The 21587-nt window shown below is 28.2% G+C and carries 31 protein-coding genes; 3 read left to right on the forward strand and 28 right to left on the reverse strand.

The window, feature by feature from the left end:
* The 24 genes from GOQ27_RS03450 to GOQ27_RS03565 form a co-directional block, all read right to left on the reverse strand.
* The gene (locus GOQ27_RS03450; protein ID WP_203365424.1) at nucleotides 1-1011 is read right to left on the reverse strand and encodes a serine hydrolase domain-containing protein; all 1011 of its coding nucleotides are present in this window, start codon (nucleotides 1009-1011) and stop codon (nucleotides 1-3) included.
* Between the two features lie 61 nt (nucleotides 1012-1072).
* Nucleotides 1073-1633, reverse strand: a complete 561-nt coding sequence (locus GOQ27_RS03455; protein ID WP_203365425.1) for a nitroreductase family protein — start codon at nucleotides 1631-1633, stop codon at nucleotides 1073-1075.
* 43 nt (nucleotides 1634-1676) lie between these two features.
* The gene (locus GOQ27_RS03460; RefSeq protein WP_203365426.1) at nucleotides 1677-1967 is read right to left on the reverse strand and encodes a hypothetical protein; all 291 of its coding nucleotides are present in this window, start codon (nucleotides 1965-1967) and stop codon (nucleotides 1677-1679) included.
* Nucleotides 1968-1989: 22 nt separating this feature from the next.
* On the reverse strand, nucleotides 1990-2217 hold the full coding sequence (locus tag GOQ27_RS03465) for a GNAT family N-acetyltransferase (protein ID WP_203365467.1): 228 nt from the start codon (nucleotides 2215-2217) through the stop codon (nucleotides 1990-1992).
* A 127-nt stretch (nucleotides 2218-2344) separates the two neighbouring features.
* Complete coding sequence (locus GOQ27_RS03470) at nucleotides 2345-2488, reverse strand: hypothetical protein (RefSeq protein WP_203365427.1); 144 nt, start codon at nucleotides 2486-2488, stop codon at nucleotides 2345-2347.
* Nucleotides 2489-2506: 18 nt separating this feature from the next.
* Nucleotides 2507-2842 carry a YqfO family protein gene (locus GOQ27_RS03475; protein ID WP_203365428.1) on the reverse strand — a complete coding sequence of 112 codons (336 nt, stop codon included), beginning with the start codon at nucleotides 2840-2842 and terminating at the stop codon, nucleotides 2507-2509.
* Nucleotides 2843-2902: 60 nt separating this feature from the next.
* Nucleotides 2903-3388 carry a hypothetical protein gene (locus GOQ27_RS03480; RefSeq protein ID WP_203365429.1) on the reverse strand — a complete coding sequence of 162 codons (486 nt, stop codon included), beginning with the start codon at nucleotides 3386-3388 and terminating at the stop codon, nucleotides 2903-2905.
* 42 nt (nucleotides 3389-3430) lie between these two features.
* Entirely contained in the window at nucleotides 3431-3871 is a 441-nt protein-coding gene (locus GOQ27_RS03485; RefSeq protein WP_203365430.1) for an NUDIX domain-containing protein, read from the reverse strand.
* Nucleotides 3872-4050: 179 nt separating this feature from the next.
* Nucleotides 4051-4635, reverse strand: coding sequence for a GNAT family N-acetyltransferase (locus GOQ27_RS03490; protein ID WP_203365431.1), 585 nt, complete (start codon nucleotides 4633-4635; stop codon nucleotides 4051-4053).
* A gap of 53 nt (nucleotides 4636-4688) precedes the next feature.
* Nucleotides 4689-5090, reverse strand: a complete 402-nt coding sequence (locus GOQ27_RS03495) for a VOC family protein (RefSeq protein WP_203365432.1) — start codon at nucleotides 5088-5090, stop codon at nucleotides 4689-4691.
* Nucleotides 5091-5311: 221 nt separating this feature from the next.
* Nucleotides 5312-5671, reverse strand: a complete 360-nt coding sequence (locus tag GOQ27_RS03500) for a DUF6483 family protein (RefSeq protein ID WP_203365433.1) — start codon at nucleotides 5669-5671, stop codon at nucleotides 5312-5314.
* Nucleotides 5672-5712: 41 nt separating this feature from the next.
* The gene (locus GOQ27_RS03505) at nucleotides 5713-5856 is read right to left on the reverse strand and encodes a hypothetical protein (protein WP_203365434.1); all 144 of its coding nucleotides are present in this window, start codon (nucleotides 5854-5856) and stop codon (nucleotides 5713-5715) included.
* An 81-nt stretch (nucleotides 5857-5937) separates the two neighbouring features.
* Nucleotides 5938-6591 (reverse strand): Type 1 glutamine amidotransferase-like domain-containing protein, encoded by a 654-nt coding sequence (locus GOQ27_RS03510; protein WP_203365435.1) that lies wholly within the window; start codon nucleotides 6589-6591, stop codon nucleotides 5938-5940.
* Nucleotides 6592-6852: 261 nt separating this feature from the next.
* The gene (locus tag GOQ27_RS03515) at nucleotides 6853-7728 is read right to left on the reverse strand and encodes an AraC family transcriptional regulator (RefSeq protein WP_203365436.1); all 876 of its coding nucleotides are present in this window, start codon (nucleotides 7726-7728) and stop codon (nucleotides 6853-6855) included.
* 69 nt (nucleotides 7729-7797) lie between these two features.
* Nucleotides 7798-8199 (reverse strand): hypothetical protein, encoded by a 402-nt coding sequence (locus GOQ27_RS03520; RefSeq protein WP_203365437.1) that lies wholly within the window; start codon nucleotides 8197-8199, stop codon nucleotides 7798-7800.
* Nucleotides 8200-8351: 152 nt separating this feature from the next.
* The gene (locus GOQ27_RS03525) at nucleotides 8352-8912 is read right to left on the reverse strand and encodes a non-canonical purine NTP pyrophosphatase (RefSeq protein ID WP_203365438.1); all 561 of its coding nucleotides are present in this window, start codon (nucleotides 8910-8912) and stop codon (nucleotides 8352-8354) included.
* Entirely contained in the window at nucleotides 8902-9345 is a 444-nt protein-coding gene (locus tag GOQ27_RS03530; RefSeq protein WP_203365439.1) for a hypothetical protein, read from the reverse strand. Before GOQ27_RS03530 ends, GOQ27_RS03525 begins: the two co-directional genes overlap by 11 nt.
* 84 nt (nucleotides 9346-9429) lie before the next feature.
* On the reverse strand, nucleotides 9430-10026 hold the full coding sequence (locus GOQ27_RS03535) for a GNAT family N-acetyltransferase (protein WP_203365440.1): 597 nt from the start codon (nucleotides 10024-10026) through the stop codon (nucleotides 9430-9432).
* Between the two features lie 51 nt (nucleotides 10027-10077).
* Nucleotides 10078-10890, reverse strand: a complete 813-nt coding sequence (locus GOQ27_RS03540; protein ID WP_203365441.1) for an arylamine N-acetyltransferase family protein — start codon at nucleotides 10888-10890, stop codon at nucleotides 10078-10080.
* 120 nt (nucleotides 10891-11010) lie between these two features.
* Nucleotides 11011-11871 (reverse strand): damage-control phosphatase ARMT1 family protein, encoded by an 861-nt coding sequence (locus GOQ27_RS03545; RefSeq protein WP_203365442.1) that lies wholly within the window; start codon nucleotides 11869-11871, stop codon nucleotides 11011-11013.
* Between the two features lie 65 nt (nucleotides 11872-11936).
* The gene (locus GOQ27_RS03550; RefSeq protein WP_203365443.1) at nucleotides 11937-12548 is read right to left on the reverse strand and encodes an HD domain-containing protein; all 612 of its coding nucleotides are present in this window, start codon (nucleotides 12546-12548) and stop codon (nucleotides 11937-11939) included.
* 58 nt (nucleotides 12549-12606) lie between these two features.
* Nucleotides 12607-13047 carry an HIT family protein gene (locus GOQ27_RS03555; protein WP_350445871.1) on the reverse strand — a complete coding sequence of 147 codons (441 nt, stop codon included), beginning with the start codon at nucleotides 13045-13047 and terminating at the stop codon, nucleotides 12607-12609.
* A 78-nt stretch (nucleotides 13048-13125) separates the two neighbouring features.
* The gene (locus GOQ27_RS17420) at nucleotides 13126-13911 is read right to left on the reverse strand and encodes an aminoglycoside adenylyltransferase domain-containing protein (RefSeq protein ID WP_203365445.1); all 786 of its coding nucleotides are present in this window, start codon (nucleotides 13909-13911) and stop codon (nucleotides 13126-13128) included.
* A gap of 110 nt (nucleotides 13912-14021) precedes the next feature.
* A complete protein-coding gene (locus GOQ27_RS03565) occupies nucleotides 14022-14816 on the reverse strand; it encodes an alpha/beta fold hydrolase (RefSeq protein WP_203365446.1) in 795 nt (264 codons plus the stop codon).
* A 636-nt stretch (nucleotides 14817-15452) separates the two neighbouring features.
* On the opposite strand from GOQ27_RS03565, the gene GOQ27_RS03570 reads away from it, so the two are divergent.
* Both GOQ27_RS03570 and GOQ27_RS03575 read left to right on the forward strand, forming a co-directional pair.
* Nucleotides 15453-15623 (forward strand): hypothetical protein, encoded by a 171-nt coding sequence (locus tag GOQ27_RS03570; protein WP_203365447.1) that lies wholly within the window; start codon nucleotides 15453-15455, stop codon nucleotides 15621-15623.
* Between the two features lie 142 nt (nucleotides 15624-15765).
* Nucleotides 15766-16206, forward strand: coding sequence for a DUF3221 domain-containing protein (locus GOQ27_RS03575; protein ID WP_203365448.1), 441 nt, complete (start codon nucleotides 15766-15768; stop codon nucleotides 16204-16206).
* 199 nt (nucleotides 16207-16405) lie between these two features.
* On the opposite strand, the gene GOQ27_RS03580 is transcribed toward GOQ27_RS03575, so the two are convergent.
* From GOQ27_RS03580 to GOQ27_RS03590, 3 genes are all read right to left on the reverse strand, one after another.
* The gene (locus GOQ27_RS03580; protein ID WP_203365449.1) at nucleotides 16406-17470 is read right to left on the reverse strand and encodes a GNAT family N-acetyltransferase; all 1065 of its coding nucleotides are present in this window, start codon (nucleotides 17468-17470) and stop codon (nucleotides 16406-16408) included.
* 416 nt (nucleotides 17471-17886) lie between these two features.
* The gene (locus tag GOQ27_RS03585; RefSeq protein ID WP_252187729.1) at nucleotides 17887-18159 is read right to left on the reverse strand and encodes a DsrE family protein; all 273 of its coding nucleotides are present in this window, start codon (nucleotides 18157-18159) and stop codon (nucleotides 17887-17889) included.
* A gap of 17 nt (nucleotides 18160-18176) precedes the next feature.
* Nucleotides 18177-18362 (reverse strand): hypothetical protein, encoded by a 186-nt coding sequence (locus GOQ27_RS03590; RefSeq protein WP_203365451.1) that lies wholly within the window; start codon nucleotides 18360-18362, stop codon nucleotides 18177-18179.
* A 485-nt stretch (nucleotides 18363-18847) separates the two neighbouring features.
* On the opposite strand from GOQ27_RS03590, the gene GOQ27_RS03595 reads away from it, so the two are divergent.
* Entirely contained in the window at nucleotides 18848-19261 is a 414-nt protein-coding gene (locus GOQ27_RS03595) for a YmaF family protein (RefSeq protein WP_286673009.1), read from the forward strand.
* 214 nt (nucleotides 19262-19475) lie between these two features.
* Here GOQ27_RS03595 and GOQ27_RS03600 read toward each other — a convergent pair whose 3' ends face one another.
* Nucleotides 19476-21416, reverse strand: a complete 1941-nt coding sequence (locus GOQ27_RS03600) for a S9 family peptidase (RefSeq protein ID WP_203365452.1) — start codon at nucleotides 21414-21416, stop codon at nucleotides 19476-19478.
* Nucleotides 21417-21587 lie beyond the last annotated feature (171 nt).

Raw genomic sequence — 21587 nt, forward strand, 5'->3', positions numbered from 1 at the left:
CTATCTATTAAATATATTGTACAATTCATTAGTAATACCTTTTCTCTCATCCCAAGAGCATGCTGATGAGTTAGATAGTATTATTACAGTGAATTTACTATCTAGATATCTAGTTATGACACTCCTAAATCCAGCATCTAACCCAGTATGCCAGATTTTCCTAGTACCACTATCATCTTCTCCTATACTCCATCCAAAACCATAAGCTTCTTCTCCATCCACTGATCCATTAGTAAATGATAGCTCTATACTTTCCTTGCTCACTAATTCTTCTGTATATAAAGCTTGGTCCCACTTATAAAGGTCCTCTATAGTTGTAAATATTCCTCCATCCCCTACAGTTAGTGATTCTACATAATCACAATAGATATTTTTATACTCATATCTATATCCATAGGCTCTATTTTTAACTATTTGCTGCTTTTTAGTAAATATTATTGAATTTTTCATCCCTAATTTATTAAATATACTTTTTTCGATAAATTCCTTATAGGATACTCCCGTGATCTTTTTTATCAACAGAGCTAGTAAAACCCAATTTGAGTTAGAATAATCAAATTTACTCCCAGGTTCAAATAATAACTTTTTCTCTTTAATCAAGAGTTCAAATACTTCTTTATTGCTTATATTTGAAGGGGATATTCCTAATCTATCAATAATTCTATAGTAATTCTCTATACCAGATGTATTATTGAGTAGGTGACGGATCTTAACCCCTTGATAATTAGTTAGCTCTAAAAAATAGTCAGTTATCATATCTTCATATTTTAAAAGACCTCTTTCTTCCAATATCATTATTGCCATACCTGTAAATTGCTTAGTTATAGATGCTATATTAAATACTGTATTTGTCGTCATAGGTATTTCATATTCTAAATTGGCTAGTCCAAATTGTTCATTATATACTATATCTTTATCTTTAATAGCCATAATTGAAATACCTGGAGTTTTACCGTGATATTTATTCTTTAATTCTTCATTTAATTTATTAATTTCATATTTTGATTTCATAATAATCATCCTAATCTTAATTAGTCTCTAATAAATATATCATCATTCTTTTATTATCATCCTATCTATATTTTAAGTTCTTAGGTCTAGCTCTATGTTTTCTTGTCACATCATATTTCTCCCAATACACTCTTTTTTCATTGTACTGAGTCCTGGGTTCTTTATCTTCGGCTGGATATCCAATATAGGCTATTCCTAGAGGTACTACATAATCTGGGATAGATAAAACCTCCGATACTGGTTCTATGACACTGGGTATTGGATGAACTCCTATCCACACTCCTCCTAATCCTAATCCTGATGCAGCTAAAAGTATATTCTCCATAGCAGCACTACAATCTTGTACCCAGTAATTTCTCATACCACCTTTGGCTAGTTTCATATTTCCGCAAACCACTATTGCTGCAGTGGCATTATACTGCCCAAAGGTTAAATTCTCTCTAAGATTATCCATTACTTCCTTTTCTGTTATAATAATAAATTCCCAAGGTTGATTATTACATGCTGTAGGGGCTGCCATGGCAGCTTTTACTAAGCTTTCTATAATCTCTTTATCCACTTTCTTATCAATATATCTTCTAATACTTCTCCTTTGATATATGTAATCAAGTATATTCTTCATATAAGTCTCCTTTAATATTTATTAAATATATTAAGTACCTGGGTTAATTCTTATCTTTTTTACGGAAAAAGGATATTCCACCAAAACCGCTGATAATAGCTATATAAAATCCTAAATCATACCACCAGCCTGTATTATTCACTTCATAAATTCTAATATTATCTTTAATAAATCCAATTATTAGAGAAATTGGAGCAAGCCACCCATGCCAAATTCCCCAGAAGAATCCTGCTGGATCTGATGATGTATATGTACCGTCACCAGGTAGACATCCTGTCGTAATAAAAATAGTAAATATACCTATGATAAATAATAAAGTTATTTTTTTCTTCAAAATTCCTTCCTCCCATAGTCTTTTAAACTGATTTAAACACACTAATAAAATAATCTTCTTCTTGAACTTCTCCAATCATCTGAAACCCAGAGCTAGAATAAAAATTCCTTAACTTTTTATTCCCTGCCCAACAATCTAGATACAATTCTTTACCTATATTCTTTGAATAATTAAGAGCATAATCTACAATATTTACTCCTAAATTCCCTCCTTGATATGTAGGTAAGACTGCTATTCTATATATATATATTTACTATTCGGTTTGATTAAGTCTATATTTATATCTCCTATATCCTTGATAGAGAAAGTTCCTACTATAATCTCATCTAGGGTTACTACATGGATCAGCTTATCCTCTATTTCTATATTAATTAAATCTATCTCCCAAGGATGATCCCATTGATTGATACTTTTTTATGTAAGTCTAGTGTCACTTTATTTAATAATTCTATAATACTATCTCTATCTTCAAATTCCGCTAATCTAAAATTACTTTGCATTAACTGTTTTTCTTCCTTCATAATCCTATATGTCTTTCATTATTCCCTAAAATAGGAATTTATTAATGGTATCACATTTACTAATGGTTCCTCATATGGATGAATCTCATATATTTTATCTAAGACATTCTTTATATAAGAAATACCACATCGTATCTCCATCTTACATTCAGATCCAAAATTTATATCTCCTTTATTTCCATGAAATGGAGTAGTACTTTCTAATGGTCTCCAATATCCTTTTACTTCTGAAAAAGATATAACATTATCATAATCCCCAACTCTACAAGCTCCCATATCATTTAATTCTTTTCTCATATCTTCAATATAACCTTCTGGTAAATAAATTTCTATCTTAAAATCTTTATACTCCATATTCTAACTCCTTTATTTCTACTAGTTTTAATAACCCAAAATTGAAATTCTTCTCTAAAGTTAATAATTATTAGAAGTATGTAATAAATCTTTTATTAACTCAATCTTTTCCTTATCTTTAGAATTATTCTTTTCTCTTCTATATCCATCCTCTAGGGATTTGGAATACACCTTTAGATATTCTTCTAAGTTTAAAAGTTTATATAACACTCCATTGTATTGATGTATTTTCAAATTATTATAATCAATATTCACAAACTCTTCCAAATCTTCTTCAAAGGAAAATGCAATTTTACGGCCCTCTTTTTTAAAATCATGTTCATCTAAATCTCTAAACTCATACCCTAGCTCTTCTATTGAGGCTTTAAAAGATTTCCATTCTTCGCATATGTATTTTTGAGGCACTAATATATCTATATCCTGAGGATTTAAATCTATATTAGTCAAAACTTGTAATCCTAAGGATCCATATAATACTGGAATAACGTTAAACTTTTCATTTATATGTCTAGATATTAATATAAATTCTAAAAAAACATCCTTCATACAATACTTCTCTCCTTATAGATTTTTTGTTTTTCTTCCTTTTTAGTTTAGAGATTGAGAGTAAATCTCTACGGCTCGTTTTTGATTTAGTAGGTATAACTTATCTATAGCTTCTTTATAAGATAACCAAATTAATTCATGATCTTCTTCTGTATCCTCTTTCAATTCCTCAATTAGATCACATATATAAAAGTAACCCTTACTTTCCATGTCTATATTCATTGTAGTGGAATAAAAAAAGCAAGAAATTATTGCAATCTTACTTACAATTTTTACTTTAAAACCTACTTCCTCAATAAATTCTCTCTGTAAACATTCTTCATAATTTTCATTATTTTCTACCCCTCCTCCCGGTAGAAAATATCCTGTACTAGTCTTTACAATGACAATTTCATCTTTATCATTTTTAAGGATTCCATATGCTCCTACCCTTTGCTTATATTTTAAATCCTTATCTGGTTCATTCACTCTAACCTCTAACATAGCTACTTTACTCCTTTTCTTAACTTCTTACTACTTTAATTAAGATATATTGTATATTCTTCATTCCACAGCACTCATCTTACTTATATATATTTCCCTTCAACATGTTTAGTTTGCTAATTTAAAAAAGAGCCATAATTTTACAACTCCATTTTTAAAGCATTTTAATCTATTAATTTCTACTCGTAAATATCTTTATACTCACTTCTTAATAACCCATAATATAAAGTATCTCTATAGTTTCCATCCTCTAGCTTCTTTTGTTGTCTATGACACCCTTCTTTGACAAACCTACACCTTTCAGCTACTGAATAGCTCCTAGGATTATTACCTCCCGTTGTTACTATTACTTTATGTGCTCCTAAATTCTCAAATATAAACTTTAATGAAGCCTTGGCAGCTTCTGTTACATAGCCTTTTCCTTGATACTCTACATTAACAAACCACCCTATCTCAAAAATCTTATTCTTCCAGTCATTAGCTTCTATCCATATTTCAACTACATATTTATTGTTTTCTTTATTCCACACCCCTAAAACAAATCTCTTTCGAGAATTCCAATCATTAATCAATTCCCTTAAATATATCTCAGCTTCTTCTTTACTTTCTATACCTAATAATCGAGGATTAGCTGCATTTGAAAGATGCTCTTTATTTTTCATTATCATAGGAAAGTATACTTCTCCATCACCAGGCTTATAACACCTTAAATGTAATCTATCCGTTTCTAAACTTAGAGGTATATCTAATAGTAATTCATGCATTATAATTTCCTCCTTTAAATCAATTTAACGACTATCTTTAACTATACTTAGTATTATATTCCTTCTGGATTTCTTACCTCTATGATTGTACCTTCTGGAGCAAATAATTTAAATAATTTACCCCCTTCTATTTCATAAATGTCTTCACCATTTTTAGATTTAAAATTGGCATGTTTTAAATCTTTAATTCGTAAGTATTCTTTATCAATATCATCTACTACCAAAGAAAAGTGAACAATACCTTTAGTATTTTTATTGTATTTTCTTAGTACCTCACCAAGTTTATTTGTTTGTAATTCAATCATAAACCCTTCTTGTTCTAGCCATGAGTTATATAACCTATTATGAAACCCTTGACTTTCCTTAACTATCTTAAATCCTAATATTTCTGTATAAAACTCCAGTGATTCTTTATACTTATCTGTTTGTATACATATATGATGAAATTTCCCCAACTAATAATCAATCCTTTCTATTTAATAATTCTAATTATTTTAATTGTCTACTGCCTAATCTTCACAGAAAAATTCATTTCAGAGTTGCTTACTCTAATATTTTTAATTTTCCTATCTTTGTTTAAGTGACAGATATTTATCTGTTTTATCCTTTAATAAAGGTACATCCGTCATAAAAACATCAGCTAATAGTATTTGCTCTAACCAATCTTTAATCTATTTCATATTGAGATTCCAAACTTCTTAGCTATTTCCTTGACTCCATCTTCAATTTCTTCTCTAGAAAAATCATTATCTTCTAGAAATTTATCATCTAGACTATTAAGCCTTTGATAAAAATCTAAAGCTAATTCTATATGTTTTTTATTAGAAGGATCTAACTTCTTAAATAATAAATTCTCTGCTTCATTAATTTTTCCTTTTTGAATTAAGGTAATTAACTCTTTATGCAAGTAGTCTGTTTGTGTATAATTCTCTTTTTCCACAAACTCATAGTAAACAGTATCTTTCTTTAATAATACTTTTGCTAAAAACCTTATTATATCTCTTATCATTCTCATTACATAATCTTGTTGAAACATAAAGCTTTCACAAACCTTTCTAAGTTTTATCTACTTAATTTTCATTTAAATGGATATATTATTTCCCAGTCTAATTTTCTAAAATTATTATGGTAAAAATAGTTATGCTCAGCTCCTATCGTACCAATAGCCCTTTTACCTTTAATATTAGTAAAATTTCTTTTATTCTGTCTATAATCTTTCATTCTTCTATCACCTTATAGAGTTAAATATCTTTTTTCTCTAGTTTAGATATTTGTATAGTCATCCTAATTTCTCCTCTTTATTTAGTCAATCATTGGAATTAAATCTCCATTATATGTTAAGTATACATCTCCTATAATTTCTATTTTATTATTATTGATAATCAAGCCACTTCCATCATTACATACAAATATTTTTTTACTTTTATTATCTAGACTATACTTTTTTAACTCCTCAATCATATTGCTTTGAATATTTAAGTGAGGTACGAAATCAAAATTTACAAAATTTAATCCATCAGAATTTTCAAGGTTAGTATCATTAATATCTCCACAGATATTAGAACTCTCAATACTACTAGTAAGTACCATAGCTCCTGCACTAACTCCAATTATAACTCCACCTTTTTTATGAAACTTCTCTAATACTTTACCAAATTTTCTTTTTCTAATATTATTCATGAAATAATAAGTATTACCTCCCGAAAGAAAAATTGCATCACATTCAAGAAGTCTATCTATTTTAGAACTATCATATTCTTGATCTAAGTCAAAATATATATCTAAATCAACTCCTAATGACTTATAATAATCTTTCTTCAAGTTATAATATGTTCTTTCAATATCAGCACAGGATGGAATATATCCAAACTTGGGATTACCTTTCCCCATTATCTCTAATACTCTTTTATCAATTTCTTTATTTGAGTCTAACTGGTCACTATGAAAAACTAACATTATTCTCATCCTTTCTTACTGTAAATATCTCATTCAATACAATAAGGTATAATGTTTGAAATATTCTATATATATATTTCTTTATTAGTTTATATAACTCCTTCTATTTCTTTTCAATTTGCTAATTTTTTCATAAACAAAGAATAGAATTTTAATTCTTAGTATTTTAAGTAACATTTATCCTTAATAAATTAATTACCTTCGATATTAATTAAATTAATATCGAAGGTAATTATCTAAAAAAGTTATAGTGATATGACTTTATCTTTTTTTAATAGGTATCCAAACTTCAACTTTATTATCCTTTTCAGTATATACTTCTAATTGGGGCCCTTTTTCTAATTCATATTCTGATGTAGGAAACCATTCAGAAAAAATTCTTTTCCATAGTTTCTGTATTAGATTACTAGTATCTTCTGGACTATCATAAGTGTCAGAGAAAACTGCCCATTTAGCACTAGGTATTCTGATAGTATCAAAATCTTCTGGTATTTCTTTTCCTTGAGGAACTGAAGTGTAAATCATATACTTATTTCTATAAGTGCCATCATTATCAAAATCATATAAAGCAGCGTTTAATAAAATACCATTGTAAGGTTCTATTCCTGCCTTTTCACATATTTTTTGATATGTCCCATCCTCTTGAAAGTCCTGCCAAAATTTAGGGATAATCTCATAGGGATTTTCATTTAGGCCTATTGTAATACTTTTCCCGAATACATCAAATCCTTCTCTCTCCACTACTCTGTAATTCATCTCAACATCTCCTTTAATTGAAATATGAAAGGATAATCTAGGATAGGCCTTCAATTGAATACCCATATCCCGGGCTAAAGTAGGTGTAACCCCATGTAGGTTTTTAAAAGCTCGAGAAAATGAATCAGGGGATTCATAACCAAACTTAAGGGCTAAATCTATTACTTTAATATCACTGTTCTGTAATTCAAAGGCTGCTAAAGTTAGTCGTCTTCGTCTTATATATTCAGATAATGGTACATCTACTATATAAGAAAACATTCTTTGAAAGTGATACACTGAACAACAGGATAATCTTGCTACTTTTTCGTAGTCAACTTCACTGGTAAGGTTCTCCTCTATATAATTAATTGATTTATTCATTTTTTCTAGCCACTTCATATCCTTAACCTCCTTTCAATTATAAGTGTATCAAGAATAGAAAAGTGATTTCCGTCTTTCTATGCCATATTATGTATGATAGGACTCTTTATTATAATGAATCCCTAAAGAACTTCCTAAAGCGGTTAATACTATAGAAATAAAAGGTATAATACACAGTAACATATTAGATATATATTTGAATGTATCAGAGATGCCCAAAAAAGGTATTATCCATGGCATCATAGTTACTGGTCCAATATAATAACTACCTCTAGTAATATATAAAATGAGTGTTAAAACTAAAAGTATTATAGCATCACTTATTCCAATTATAAAACCATGTTTAAATCCTAAACTGTTTTTAAATCCATATATAAACCACAAGCTTAAAAAAAGTATACCAATAAGTATGTTTAATGATTTTATAACTGGATTTGTCCACTGCCAAGAAAAACTAAAATATATGAAGGAAATTAATCTAAAAATCATAGATATACCCAAAAGTTTTAAGCCTTTTTTGTAATTAAGTTATTCAATCTGTCTTCCCCCTTAATTTACTACCATCTACTTTTTTATAGAGTACAATAATTCACCCTCATAAGAGGTATCCTTAGTCTCCTCTTCTATTAAATGACTATACCTTACTTATTCAAAATATAGTCTTTAAATTTCGTCATTATATCCCCGTAACTCCAATATGATAACATTTCTTCTTCAGGTATACCTGAGATAGTATTATCATACCCTTCTGGTATAAAAATTTGTTCAATAGGACTACCTTTTTTATTTCCTGGTTTTTGGGCTATCCTCCCTTTATATTCACCAGTAAAAACAATAGGTTCTTCTTCTGGATAACAATAAGCTAAACAATCCTTTATAATAATAGTTCGATTAGTTTTATCTCTCATCAAATTAATATAATCCTCCACAGAAAACCATTCATTTACATATTTTATGAAGGGTCCAGGAAACCCCTTTAATTCTTCTATATAAAATCCTGCATCTGTTACTATAACCGGCTGATTTAACTTCTTACTTGCCCATTTTGCTGAGAATTTAGCTATTTCTTCTACACTTTTACTCTGGATTTCTGGAGTTTCTAATTTATTCTGTACAAGATCAATCTGCGTATTACCAAATACTTTAAGAGCAACATTAAACTTAATATCATTACCTGTAATATAAATCAGTTTATAATTCATATTTATACTCTTTTTTATTATTTAAAAATAGGATTAAACAAATTAAAGTTTCAATAATTAAAAGAAATAAAACTATATGATATAAGTCAGGAATTAATATTTTATCGGATTCAGGTATAATATGATATGTTTCTTTAAAATATCTATTATATGAAATGATTTTCTGCTCAGATGCTCCAAATAATGTATAACGCCAATGAAAAACAAACTGTATAACTGTCCAAAGTAACACAAATATTGTGAGTATATATTTACCTGTTTTTTCTTTAAAAATAAATAAAATTGATAATCCCAAAAACATAAGCCACATCACGCCATCAATACTATTCCATGCCGATTCTACAAGAGTTAATCCTCCAATTGAAAATCCCGTCATATCCATGGAAAACCAAAGAAATAATATTGCTATTGAAATAATACAAATCTTTTTCATCTCATCCCCCTATCTTAAACTTCAAAAATTGATAAATACTTTGTCTTTATTGACTATTATTTCTATTTAACTATAGAACATCAGTTATATACATCTAAAGTCCAAAATATCAATCCTTATTTTATTTTCCAATATCTCCAAAGCCTTAGAATAATCATTTTCATACTCACCAAAGGTTTCATTCTTTAGGAACTGAAAACCTGCCTGTAGATAAATACCTATTGCTTTATAACTCCATGTTTGAGTATGAAGATATACCTTTTCATCCCCATCAACCTCTAACATTCTTTTCAAAGTTTGAAATACAATTGCCTTCCCTAATCCTAGCCCTTGATATTCTGGTTTTACTCCAATCCAATTTAGTGAGGGATCCTTCTTTTCTCCAGTATAGTTCCACCATATTGTTGAAGTAGCAACTTTTTCACCACTTTCTGTTTCTATGAATATCATGCGACGTTCCAGCTCTTTTGAGTAAGGTAAATACTCATCATTAAAATACTCTATAGCTTCTGAAATATTATCAAATTCTCCTACTGATGTTTCTATTTCTGCCCAATATTCTTCATCACCAATAGAATACATTGAAAAATAATACCCGTCAGGTAATTTTACCTCTGGAATATCTATACCTGCATTACGGCGCATAATTATATTAAAATATGGAATAGATTTATCAAGCATTTCTTTAACCTCTCTTTATCAGGAATTATTATAATTTCTATTTAAAAAATTTTAATTTTCACTACTCTTCTTCTTCCAAATCTTCTTTATCTTTTTATATTCACATGGATCTAACTGTATTTTAAATTTATCATTTAAGTAAATAATATATTCATTTGATGAATTGATTTTTTCTATACTTTTAACTTTCATATTAGTAGATATTAATTTATCATGCTTTAATGATATTCTTCCATCTTCTTTTTCAAGAGAACAAAAAATGTTCTTCTTGAAAATTGATTCATCATTATGTGTAAAATAGTTTATTCTATCTTTAAAATTATTCATCTGCATCTCTTTAGTCTTAAAAATATATTCTCTTTTAAAGTTGTTTAATTCCTGTGAATATTTCATTAACTCAAAGTGTGTCTTATCAATTGATACTATTTTAAATAATCCTTTATTATCTTTTTGAACAATGTCTAATTCAAACTCTAGAGGTTCTAAAAAATTATCACCGAATCCTACATCAACAATGTATTTTTTTTCATTCAAATTTACCAATATTAGCATATGATCAAAATATGATCCCTTTGGTTCTATAACCTTTCCACCTAATACTTTTACACTAAATCCAATACTTTTCAGCAAGTAAGATAATAACCAATTTAGTTCGTAACATATTCCTCCACGTTTCTCAATCACTATTTTTCTGTATAATGATTGAACATCTGTTTTAATATTATTATTTAGATGTATGTCCAAGTTTTCAAATGGGACGGTCAATAGATGTTGTTTTTGGATTAATTTTAATGAATTAAAATTAACATCTATATTAATATTTAAATCTATGTTTATCCTTTCTAAGTAACTTTGTATCTCCATTTTATTCTCCTTTATAACCATAAATAATCAGTAATAGATAACAATTTTAATAACTCTTGCATTTATACACCCCGTTTTTCTTCTTTATATTAACCTCTTGATTAATCAATAAGAAGTTACTTATAAATTAGTCAAAACATAATCCATATGTTTGCAACCAATTTCAGATGCTACGGATTTGCATTTTGCTCTCAATAAATAGAAGATCTTTTTATCAACAACATTACTTAGTGTTTCAAAGTTAGCTTGTCCTTTACTGATAATGAGGTCTGCTTTATCAAATTCATTCCTAAAATCTTCTGAGCAATCACTAAGTATTGTTCCTTGTGCTGTATGACCGTTATCTATTACATTTACTAAATCTACTACTCCTATTTCAATTGCATCATCCATTGTAGCATCATTAACTATTGGACCACCCTTTACAACAAATGTGACTTTATCTTTCGGAAGTTCCTGCAGTAGAAACTTATCAAATACAATTTCCCCTGAATTATCTGCAATATACATTATCTTTTTTGAATTATTAATCGCATCTCTTAGAGCAATTGATCCTGTTCCAAATAGATCATGTTTAATACTATCTTCTATGGATTTAACGATATCTGAATACTTTGCATCTATACCTACTGAAAAATCAATAATATTCCCTGCAATAGCTAATCTACAAGCTAAATCAAATTCATCTGCTGCATTTTCAAGCCATTTTTCTTCTATTATTTTTTCTGATATTTTTACTGCCATACTATTGTAATCTTCCTTTAGTCTTTTATATGGGTCATTATTTCCAGTGATCCTCTTAGCATGTTGATGCATTTTAAAAGCTATTTCAGGTGCTGATAGATTAAAATCAATCTCACTTAACTCTTTCAATGATTCTCTTATAATTTTTTCTTGATCTGCCCTATCCTCTGTCACTTCTTCTGCGATTTCAACAGCTTGTCTCGCAAGACAGTGAATGCACTCCCTAGATATCTTCATTTTGTACCTCCATTATTACCAGTCATTTTTTAGTTTTACATACTTATCATAAAATATCAACACTACTATGTTAGGTGACTGTAAGACTCTTTAAAATACTCAAATGCTTTGATTGAATCTAAATGATACAACTTTAAGCTTTCTTTATTTTTATTTAAATCCCTTAGATAATATAACATAGCATTTTCTTTAGAAACCTTTATTACATTTCTAATTTCATCAGCTATTTCTTTATATCCTTCTTCTTTCCAACTCATTTTATCAGCTAAGAAAACTTCCATTTCTATAACACTTGGATTTGCTCGTGATGTTGTATGGTATCTTACTGCATCCAATATCCTCTTATCTTTTATATTAAATACTTTCTCTGCAATATATCTAGATATCTTCTGATGTAAAATTGATGGAAGTAATTTTTCTTCCTCTGTTACTTCAATATGATTTTTTTTACAAAAATCCAATATTTCATCATACTTAACAACTCTTCCTAAATCATGACAATAACAAGCAGTTTCACTTCCTTCTTCAATAAATCCATATTCTCCTTTTATATTATATAATTCTTCAACAACATCTAAGGTATGTTGATATGTTTCTTCATTATGAAATTTAATAAAGTATTCTTTTATATCGGATTTAAAGTTATTGGATGTTTGGAAGGTTAAATAATCTCTCATACTTGAAAATTCCCCTTTCTTATCTCACAAATATAAAAACTTTAAGTTATTATATTTATCATTTAGTATTTGATATTTCTTTTATGAATTTTTTACCTATATCACTTAAATCATGATCTTCTACTTCCCCAAAAGTCCATCCAAATCCATCCTTTTTATATCTTGGAAAGACATGCATATGATAGTGTCCAATATCGTTAAATTCTCCACCATTTTGCATAATGCTATATCCATCCAGATTAAATTGTTTCTTTAAAACCCTTATCATCATTTTTGATACTTCCATAATTTTGGATGACTCCTCAAAGCTTAACTCATCTAAATCTAATTTATGTTTTCGAGGTATTATTAATAAATGTCCTTTATTTATTGGATCTATATCTAAAAAAACAATCACTAACTCGTCTTCATATATAATATTTGCTTTAATTTCACCTTGAACAATTTTACAAAACATACAGTTTTCCATATATATAACTCCTTTTTTTATACTAAGTATAACTCAAAGACTTCATTTCAAATTCTAAAACCCACTGAGGATTATAAGGTTTAAGTCTTACTAGTCCTTTTGGTAAACCTAGCATAATAGGTTTCTATCTTTAGGTAATTCGCAGTAATCATAAAGATTAATTTCATTTAACATATAATAGGCAAATTTAATATATAGTTCCTTTCTATATCTCATTTTATCTAATTTATCTGTATAAACATTCAATGCATCCTCTATAAGATATTTATATTTTTGTGGTAGTATCTTTTTGCCCCAATTTCCCCCTTCAAGCTTTGAAGATATAACATTTTCTTTTATGAAGTATAGAACTCTACATAAATTAAGAATAATATAAACTGGATTATCCACTATATCATCCTTTGCATTTGTAATATCATAAAATATTGAATCTATATAAGCTTCCCTAGGCACATTATCAAATACCTCATCTATATCTTCACCGTAAAGACAAACACCCCTGTGTTTAATAATCGTCATGTGTGCTGCCAGATCTTTGTCTACATCATCTCCACAAATATAATCTTCATTAGAAAGATACTTATCTCGATGAAAATTAGAGTAATGAAGTTCAAAGGGAGTAGGATAAATAAAATTGATTGCATATTTTTCTAAAATAACACTCATTTCTATACCTTTCTCAGGTAAATTATCTATATATAATATTGATGATATAAGTTCTTTTTTCATTGTTATACTAAGAGGTTCTCTAACCACTGCAAGAAAATCTATATCACTTGAATCAGTGTAACATCCCATAGCTAATGAACCATGTAAGTATACTCCAACAAGATTAAAACCTAATATTTCCTTAAATTTATTAACTATAATATCTAATATTTTAAATGGTTCCACACTGTACACTCCTTAGTAGATAATCATTCATATTATTACTTAAATTAGAATACTTCTTATAAAATACTCAAAATTATCATATACAAACTTGTCAGTTGTACACTATAGCTTTAAGTAAAATTATCTTTAAGTTCGTCAAATAAGATTTCATAGAATCTATCCTTATCATGTTGTTCATTCCATGGATAATGACCACAATTATCTAATAAAATAAACTTAATATTTTTAATAACCTTTGATAATGGTTCCTTTACCCCTTGATAAGGATGTGGATCATAATCTCCATGTATTACAACTACTGGACTTTTTATATTATTTCCTATATCTAATAACTCCCCTTTCTTTCTTAATTCGCTTATCTCAGGCATAATCTGCATAAAAATTTTAGGTTGATATTTAACTATTTCATTTTCACTAACTATAGGTCTATATGAGTCTGCTTTAGTCATTATATTTCCAAGCTCTTTAAACACCTGGTTTAAGTTATCTGTATCTAAATTGTGTAATAACTCGCTCAACTGATTTATTCTTTGTTTTTCTTCTTCAGTGAAACGACTATTTCTAGTATTATTCATTAAATGAAGATATTTTGCATCATAGGGTCCACTACCAACTATAATTAATTTTTTTACATATTTTGAATGCTTTGCTGCAAACATATAAGATAACCATGCACCCCATGAATGACCAATTAATGTTATTGGTTTATTACAGTATTTCTCTATTACCTCTCTTAACTCATTAATCTGTTCCTCTATGTAATCCTTAGTTTGAAAAGGTTCTATAACTCCGATTTTTTTAGATAATACTCTTGCTACTGGTGCAACACTACCCGGTGCCCCTGGTCCACCATGTACAACTATCGCTTCATATGGTTTATCTCCATATAATCTTAAATTCTCCATTTAATTAATATCTCTCCTTCAAAACTATATTATCAATTTTAAAGTTCATTGAATATTCTATATATAATTCTCTAATTATTAATATAATCCCTGCTAATTTTTCTTTTTCTTCCATCTTTTTAATATAAATAAATTTAATATTAAAAATAAAGGATTTTCAAAAGAAAGATTCTTCACTTAGTTTAGAATTACTTCGGTAGTAGAGCCTACTGGATATGCCTTTATATAATATTATTTTTTTAACAATATATTTTTTGATAAGTATATTTTCTTATTTCATAAATTATCAAATAATGTCAATAATACCTTATTATAATAAAAAAACCCTCGAATATATTTTATAATATAAAGAATATTCTTTATATTATATCTATTCAGTACTAACTTATAAAATAATATTTTATGTGAGATTTATACAGGGAAGATCTAACATAGAATTATTTAGTCAAAATATACCTATTTAACTACTAATACAATATTTATTAATTTATAAACGTCATAATACTTTACATAACAATCAATGATAAAATTGGACATATTTCATTAAAAAAATTAGTTTTTATATTTTTTATGAATATTACCCTGGGTTTTATAATAAAATATATTAATCTTTCTAAATCATAGGAGGTAATATTTATGGACAAGGAGTTATACATTGTTTGCAAGAAGTTTATTGATTATGCTGATGTTCTTTTAAAAAATCAGAGTATTAGTATAGATACATATAATGAAATGACAAGATTAAAACAACAGTTTATTATGGACTATGAAAAATCACACATAAAAAATAAGAGTCATGTTTCATGACTCTTATTTTTTATGTGTGATTTCCCTAGTAAGTTCTTCTTTTTTCCTAGAACTCCTTTATTTTTATAATTGTTAATAATTCATGGAACAATTTTCATCTTACTTAAGTCTAATATATAAAATCAAGAGAGGAGATATTAGGATGAAAAAATTTAGCATATTCTTAATTATAATTCTATTAATGATATCAATTGCAGGATGTACACAGGATTCTAAAGCACCCTCAAGTGACGATAATTCATCAACAGATGGTGATAGCCAATTTGTAGAATATGGTGTTGCTGGTAATATCACTGAGATAACAGTATCTGAAGATGATTCTATTTTAGGTACAATTCATGTGGAAGGACCTAAAGATAATGGTGCTACATATGATAACGCAATAGTCACAGTTTTACCTGATACAAAAATTTATTCAAATGATACTGTTAATTTTAAAGACTTAGAAGTGGGGATGTATGTAGAAATCTTCTTTAAAGGAGAAGTAAAGGAATCATATCCAGTCCAAGCTGATGCTAAGCAAATTAATATTATTCCTGATGATCCAGTTAAGAATGAAAGTGATGAGCAGGATGGAGAGTAATCTAAGGATTTTTAGCTTATTAGAAATGAAATTGATTCTATTAAAATAACTTTCTACTTTTAAAGGGAGAGCCACAAATGGACTCTCCTTTTATCATTTTCTTAATAAGATCGGTCTACTTATATAAAGAATGGTCAGTAGCCTTTTTCTATTTAATATTTTTTTGATATTATTAGTTATATAGATATATTATTTATTATTAAACAGAAATACTTTCGTTGAAAAAGTCACACCAAATCTTTTTATTAAAGTTAGAGCACATACCATAGGTTTGTAGTTCATTTATGTAATCTTTTATTTTTAAATAATCAATAGTAATTTTTTGAGTGTTTATATTCTTCATAATACTAATCGTCTTTTCAACATCATTAGATTTTATATAAGAATAGAGACAATCTAATATAAGGGTTCCTTCAGTTTTAGATGCATCCTCTAAATACTCAGCCCATTCATGCCACTCTAATTCAGTTAAATCAGTTAGATTTTCAATTGGTGGATATGAAGAAAAAGAGTAATAATTATTTTTGTATGTAAACCCTAATTTTTCAGCTATTGTGATAGACCCTTTATTTGAGTCAACACAAAGCCAATCAATTTTTTTGTATCCTTTAGCAAAACAATCTTTTATGGTTGCAGATACAACCATTCTTCCTAAACCATTATTTCTATATCTTTCATCCGTATGTACTCCAATTGCAATCTTATCTTCAAAATAACAATCACTCAATGACCAACTTACTATTACTTTATTATTATGTATGAAATATCCTGAACCATATTTTTGAAATTTTTCATCATCACCCCAACTTTCAAGCCAACCCAGTACTTCATCTGAGTTATCATAGTCTTTTAGTTTTATAATTGATAAATCCACTTTTTCTATTTCATATCCTTCCGGTAATTTCAAATCACATTCTAAAAACTTATCAATCTCTAATTCATAATGTCTTCTTATGTATTTTCTAATAAAAGAATTCTTATGAATAGTTGGTATTTTGTCAATCCATTCACTTGAATCGGGAGTTAATTGATCCCAAAAATCAACTTTTGAATTTACTTGAGAATTAAAATCTTCATCATTAGATGCACCTGTAATTAGACTACACTCATTAGTTTTTATTAGTGCTACAGTTGGATGTTCAATATCGTTAACATATATCTCCCCAGGCATACTGCCATTGATAACAGAAAATACAGATAACTCATCTTGTGTTTTAATTAAATGAGTTACTTTTTTAAATTCTTTACGTTCTAATTTAATCATTTAATATCTCCCTATAATTATTTATTTTTAATATCCATTACACTTATTCTTTTCTTAACAAAACTCAAATAACTTGCTCTTATTTTAGGTGACCTCTTTTTGTTTTTTTGTTTCTCTTTTTTTATATACAAGAATTCTAAGGTAATATGAACTTAAAGATTTGCCTCTTTCGATAATATTTAGAATATTCTTTATATACTTCTCTTTTTATCATGTAATTCCTTCTATTGTTTTCTTTTTTCACATTCTTTTATGTAGAGTAAAATATATTATAATAAAAACTGTTCATTTCATTATTCATTATAGTAAAAGTGTTTTCAAAAATAAGATCTTTCACTATGTTCAGGATGACACAACTTTTAATCTTATTAATAAAAAAATATATGGATAGACGTAGGTATAATAAATTATATTTTTTAAAAAGTAATGGTTTTATAACCTTCTTTTAAATACTTAGTAAGTAGTTCTCCCATATATTTAACTTCAATATTTAAATTTTCTAGTTTATCTGTAGCTCTATAGCTATCTGCACATGCTCTACATGCAACTATTTCAACCCCTATTTCCATCTTTTTAAAAATATGGTCTTGTAAATTCTTACCTTCACTTAATAACTTTGAATATAATCCCCAAATTATTAATGTGATGTCTTTCCACCAATTTCTAATTTTTGAATTAAGTACATACATAAATACCATATTAAGAGCTACTTCTTTATCTCCGCTCTTCCATTGAGTAAAATATCAACTTTATTTCCAACTAATTTTTCAAATAATACTTTTAAATGGTTATCTTTTTGTGATTCCTTTTGCTTTTCATTCATTGACATCCAATCATATTGAAAATACGGAAGACATGGTACATACTCCATATAAGGATTCATATTATACATTGATTTACCCCTAACTTACATTTTACTTATTATATATATTAAAATAAGGAATGGCACAATATTATACCATCCCTTTGAATTGATCTCTATTATAGCCTATATACTTTACTTAGTATTTTCCCAACCCAACGAAACCACCAAAACTAAATAGTAGTACTAGTAATAAAAAGAAAAATAATAATTCGCTTCCTTCTCCAAAGTTTCCAAATCCAGCGAATCATCCAAATAATCCTTTTACTTCACTCATTATATTAACTCCTTAATATTTTCATTTCACTACAATATATTCATATATGGGTCTAGTGTTAACCCTAAACACTCCATCTAACTTTAATGTCCTTTTAGAATAAAACACTTAATATAATTTAACCTTTACTCTATTTAAGATTACCAACTAGTAATTATGCTTCTTTAACAATTTAAAATATGAACAATTAATTCATTCTTTCATATTATGTACTACCTTAAGAGAGGAGAGGTAAAGATTGAATAATAATAATAATAATAATAAAACATGTGACGAATTTCAAACCCATGTTCACGAGTTTTTAGGAAGCACAATGTTAGGTGCTCCCGAGAACAGTCCAGAATTACTTCATAATCACAGATTTGCAGGAGTTACTGGACCTGTTATTGAAAGACCAGGAGGACATGTTCATATCCTAAGTGTGAACTCTGATTTTTTCTTTAATCATTTTCATCAAATTGAAGTTGAAACTGGTCCCCCTATTCCAGTAAGAGATCAAAATGGTGATATTATTGGTCATGTTCATGGATTTACAGGAGTATCATCTTGTGTATTTTTCCATAATCATATTTTTAAAGGTTCCACACTTATTCAAAATCCAATAGCTATGGAAGAGAGAAACCTTTCTGAACTTCCTAATCATAATTTCTAATTATCCCATATTACACCCAATAGGAAAGGAGGTTTATTTAAGGTTCTATAATAAATGTTGGGGTGCATGAAAATAATGTACCACAACATTTTTTTGCATTATAAAAGCACTTATGAGATAAATATGCTAAAATGTTAATTGGCTAAATAAGAAAAAAGCTTCTTATGAAGACTGTTTCATCCTTATGTATCCTGTGAGGATACCCATTTATTAATCATAAAACCCTAAAATCTTTCATGCTTTCTCCAAGAATATAGTGTGAAAACCACATCAAATTCTGCTTCATAATAGCTACATTAATTCCTGGTTGATCAGAACTATGCCCCATTCCTTTAAATATAACTAATTCTGTATCGACATCCATATCTTTTAGTCCTTGATATAGCTCATATGAATTTGGTATTGGAACTCTTGCATCATCTTCACCATGTTGGATTAATGTGGGAGTACAGGCTGATTTAATGTATGTCATTGGTGATGTTTGAGCATATATCTCTGGATCATTCCATGGATTATCTCCTAAATTCATCCTAACAGAGTAAGGAATATCTGTATTTACATAATAGGTAATCCAATTAGTAATTCCACCTCCAACGGATATAGCTTTAAATCTACTACTAAATGTAGAACAGAAGGATGATATATATCCTCCGTGGCTCCATCCCATAATCCCTACTTTATCTTTATCTGCAATCCCCTTGTCCACCAGTTCATCCACTCCAGATATAACATCATCGTAGTAAGCAGTTACCAGTTTTCTATATTTAGATTTTAAGAATTCATTACCATACCCTGAAGTTCCCCTGTAGTTTGGCTCTAAAACTATAAACCCCTTTTCGATAAACTGTTCAATAGGATACTTTTCATTAAAACAGACTGAAGGCATTGGGAATGCGGAATCAATGACTACCAATAAAGGGTAAGTTTTATGTGAGTCAAACTCTATTGGAATTGATAAAATTCCTTCTATTTCAAGACCATCATTACTTTTCCACGAGATAATTTCTCTATTACTTTTAAGCTTTCCTTTTAAAAAATTATTTTCGTTGGTTATCTTATCATTGTCTAAATAAATTTCAAAGATTTCATTTGCTGTGGCCTTATTATATGCTATATGATTTCCATCTCTTGTTATAGAAGCTTCCATTATAAAGCTATCTATTTTATCACTTAATATTTCTACATTGCCATCATCAGATAATAATCCAATAAGATAATTAGTTTTATCCTGCCATGTAATTAAAATTCCTTTAGCTGTCCAACGTAATGGAATTACCGTACTATCAAAATCTGTTAAAGGTTGAATTTGCTCACCACTATTAATATCATATATCTCTATTGTATTGTCTTGTATATGGGTATTATAGTAATCCTTCTCCCTTATGCTTGCTGAATAACATATTTTACTACCATTAGGAGAAAAACAAACTCCCCCTCTTAATAACTTATCTATGCTCATCTTTTGTAATTCTCCTGCTTTTATATCTAGTAAGTATATATCCTTCTTATTAAAATCACTCATATTTGAACTTGGTGTAGCCATAATTACAATCTTTTTTCCATCATTTGATATATCAAATTCCTGGATATGAAAATCCTTACCATCCGTTAGTTGATAAGCAACTCTATCCTTCTGTATCCCTTTTTCTAATTCAATGTAATATAAAGAATTATTCTGATACTCCTTATCTATATGATGAAAATCTCCATATAGTTCCTTGCGTTTCTTGATTTCCTCAGATTCTTCTGACTGTGTAAGATAATAAAAACCTTTGCCAGCAGGCTCCCATTTAAATTTACTGATTCCTTCTTTCTCAGCTGTAATTTGAACACTATTGTCCTTATCAATTGACTTAAAAAATATCTGATTTTTCTTGTTGCTCCCGTCACCAACTGGGCTAAGGTATGCGATATCTCTAGAATTTGGAGACCATGATGGGTCTGTACTAACTATATCTCCAGTTGTTAATGGATAACACTCACCCTTATCTTTTTCATATATCCATACATGATTCCTATATTTATTGTCTTCCCAATTAGCTGTCCTCTTAACAAATGCCACATTTTTGCCATTCTCACTTAAGTTTGTACCTGATAAGGTTGGGACCGAAGCAATCTCTTCTAAACTTAGATATTTTTCTTTAATAATACTCATTAATAAACCCCCTCTAAATAATTTTATTTCCAAAAAAAATCCGTCTTCCATCTGGAAAATTTGCTTTACTAAATCCTCATTTGTTAAATTTTTTCTTATTCATTATGATATTTGCGATGTACTAACTTTTCATTGATTCCTATTTAATTATATAAAACAAAGACTGACATC

Source organism: Anaeromonas frigoriresistens, from assembly GCF_016820655.1.
Lineage (GTDB): Bacteria > Bacillota > Clostridia > Tissierellales > SIT17 > Anaeromonas > Anaeromonas frigoriresistens.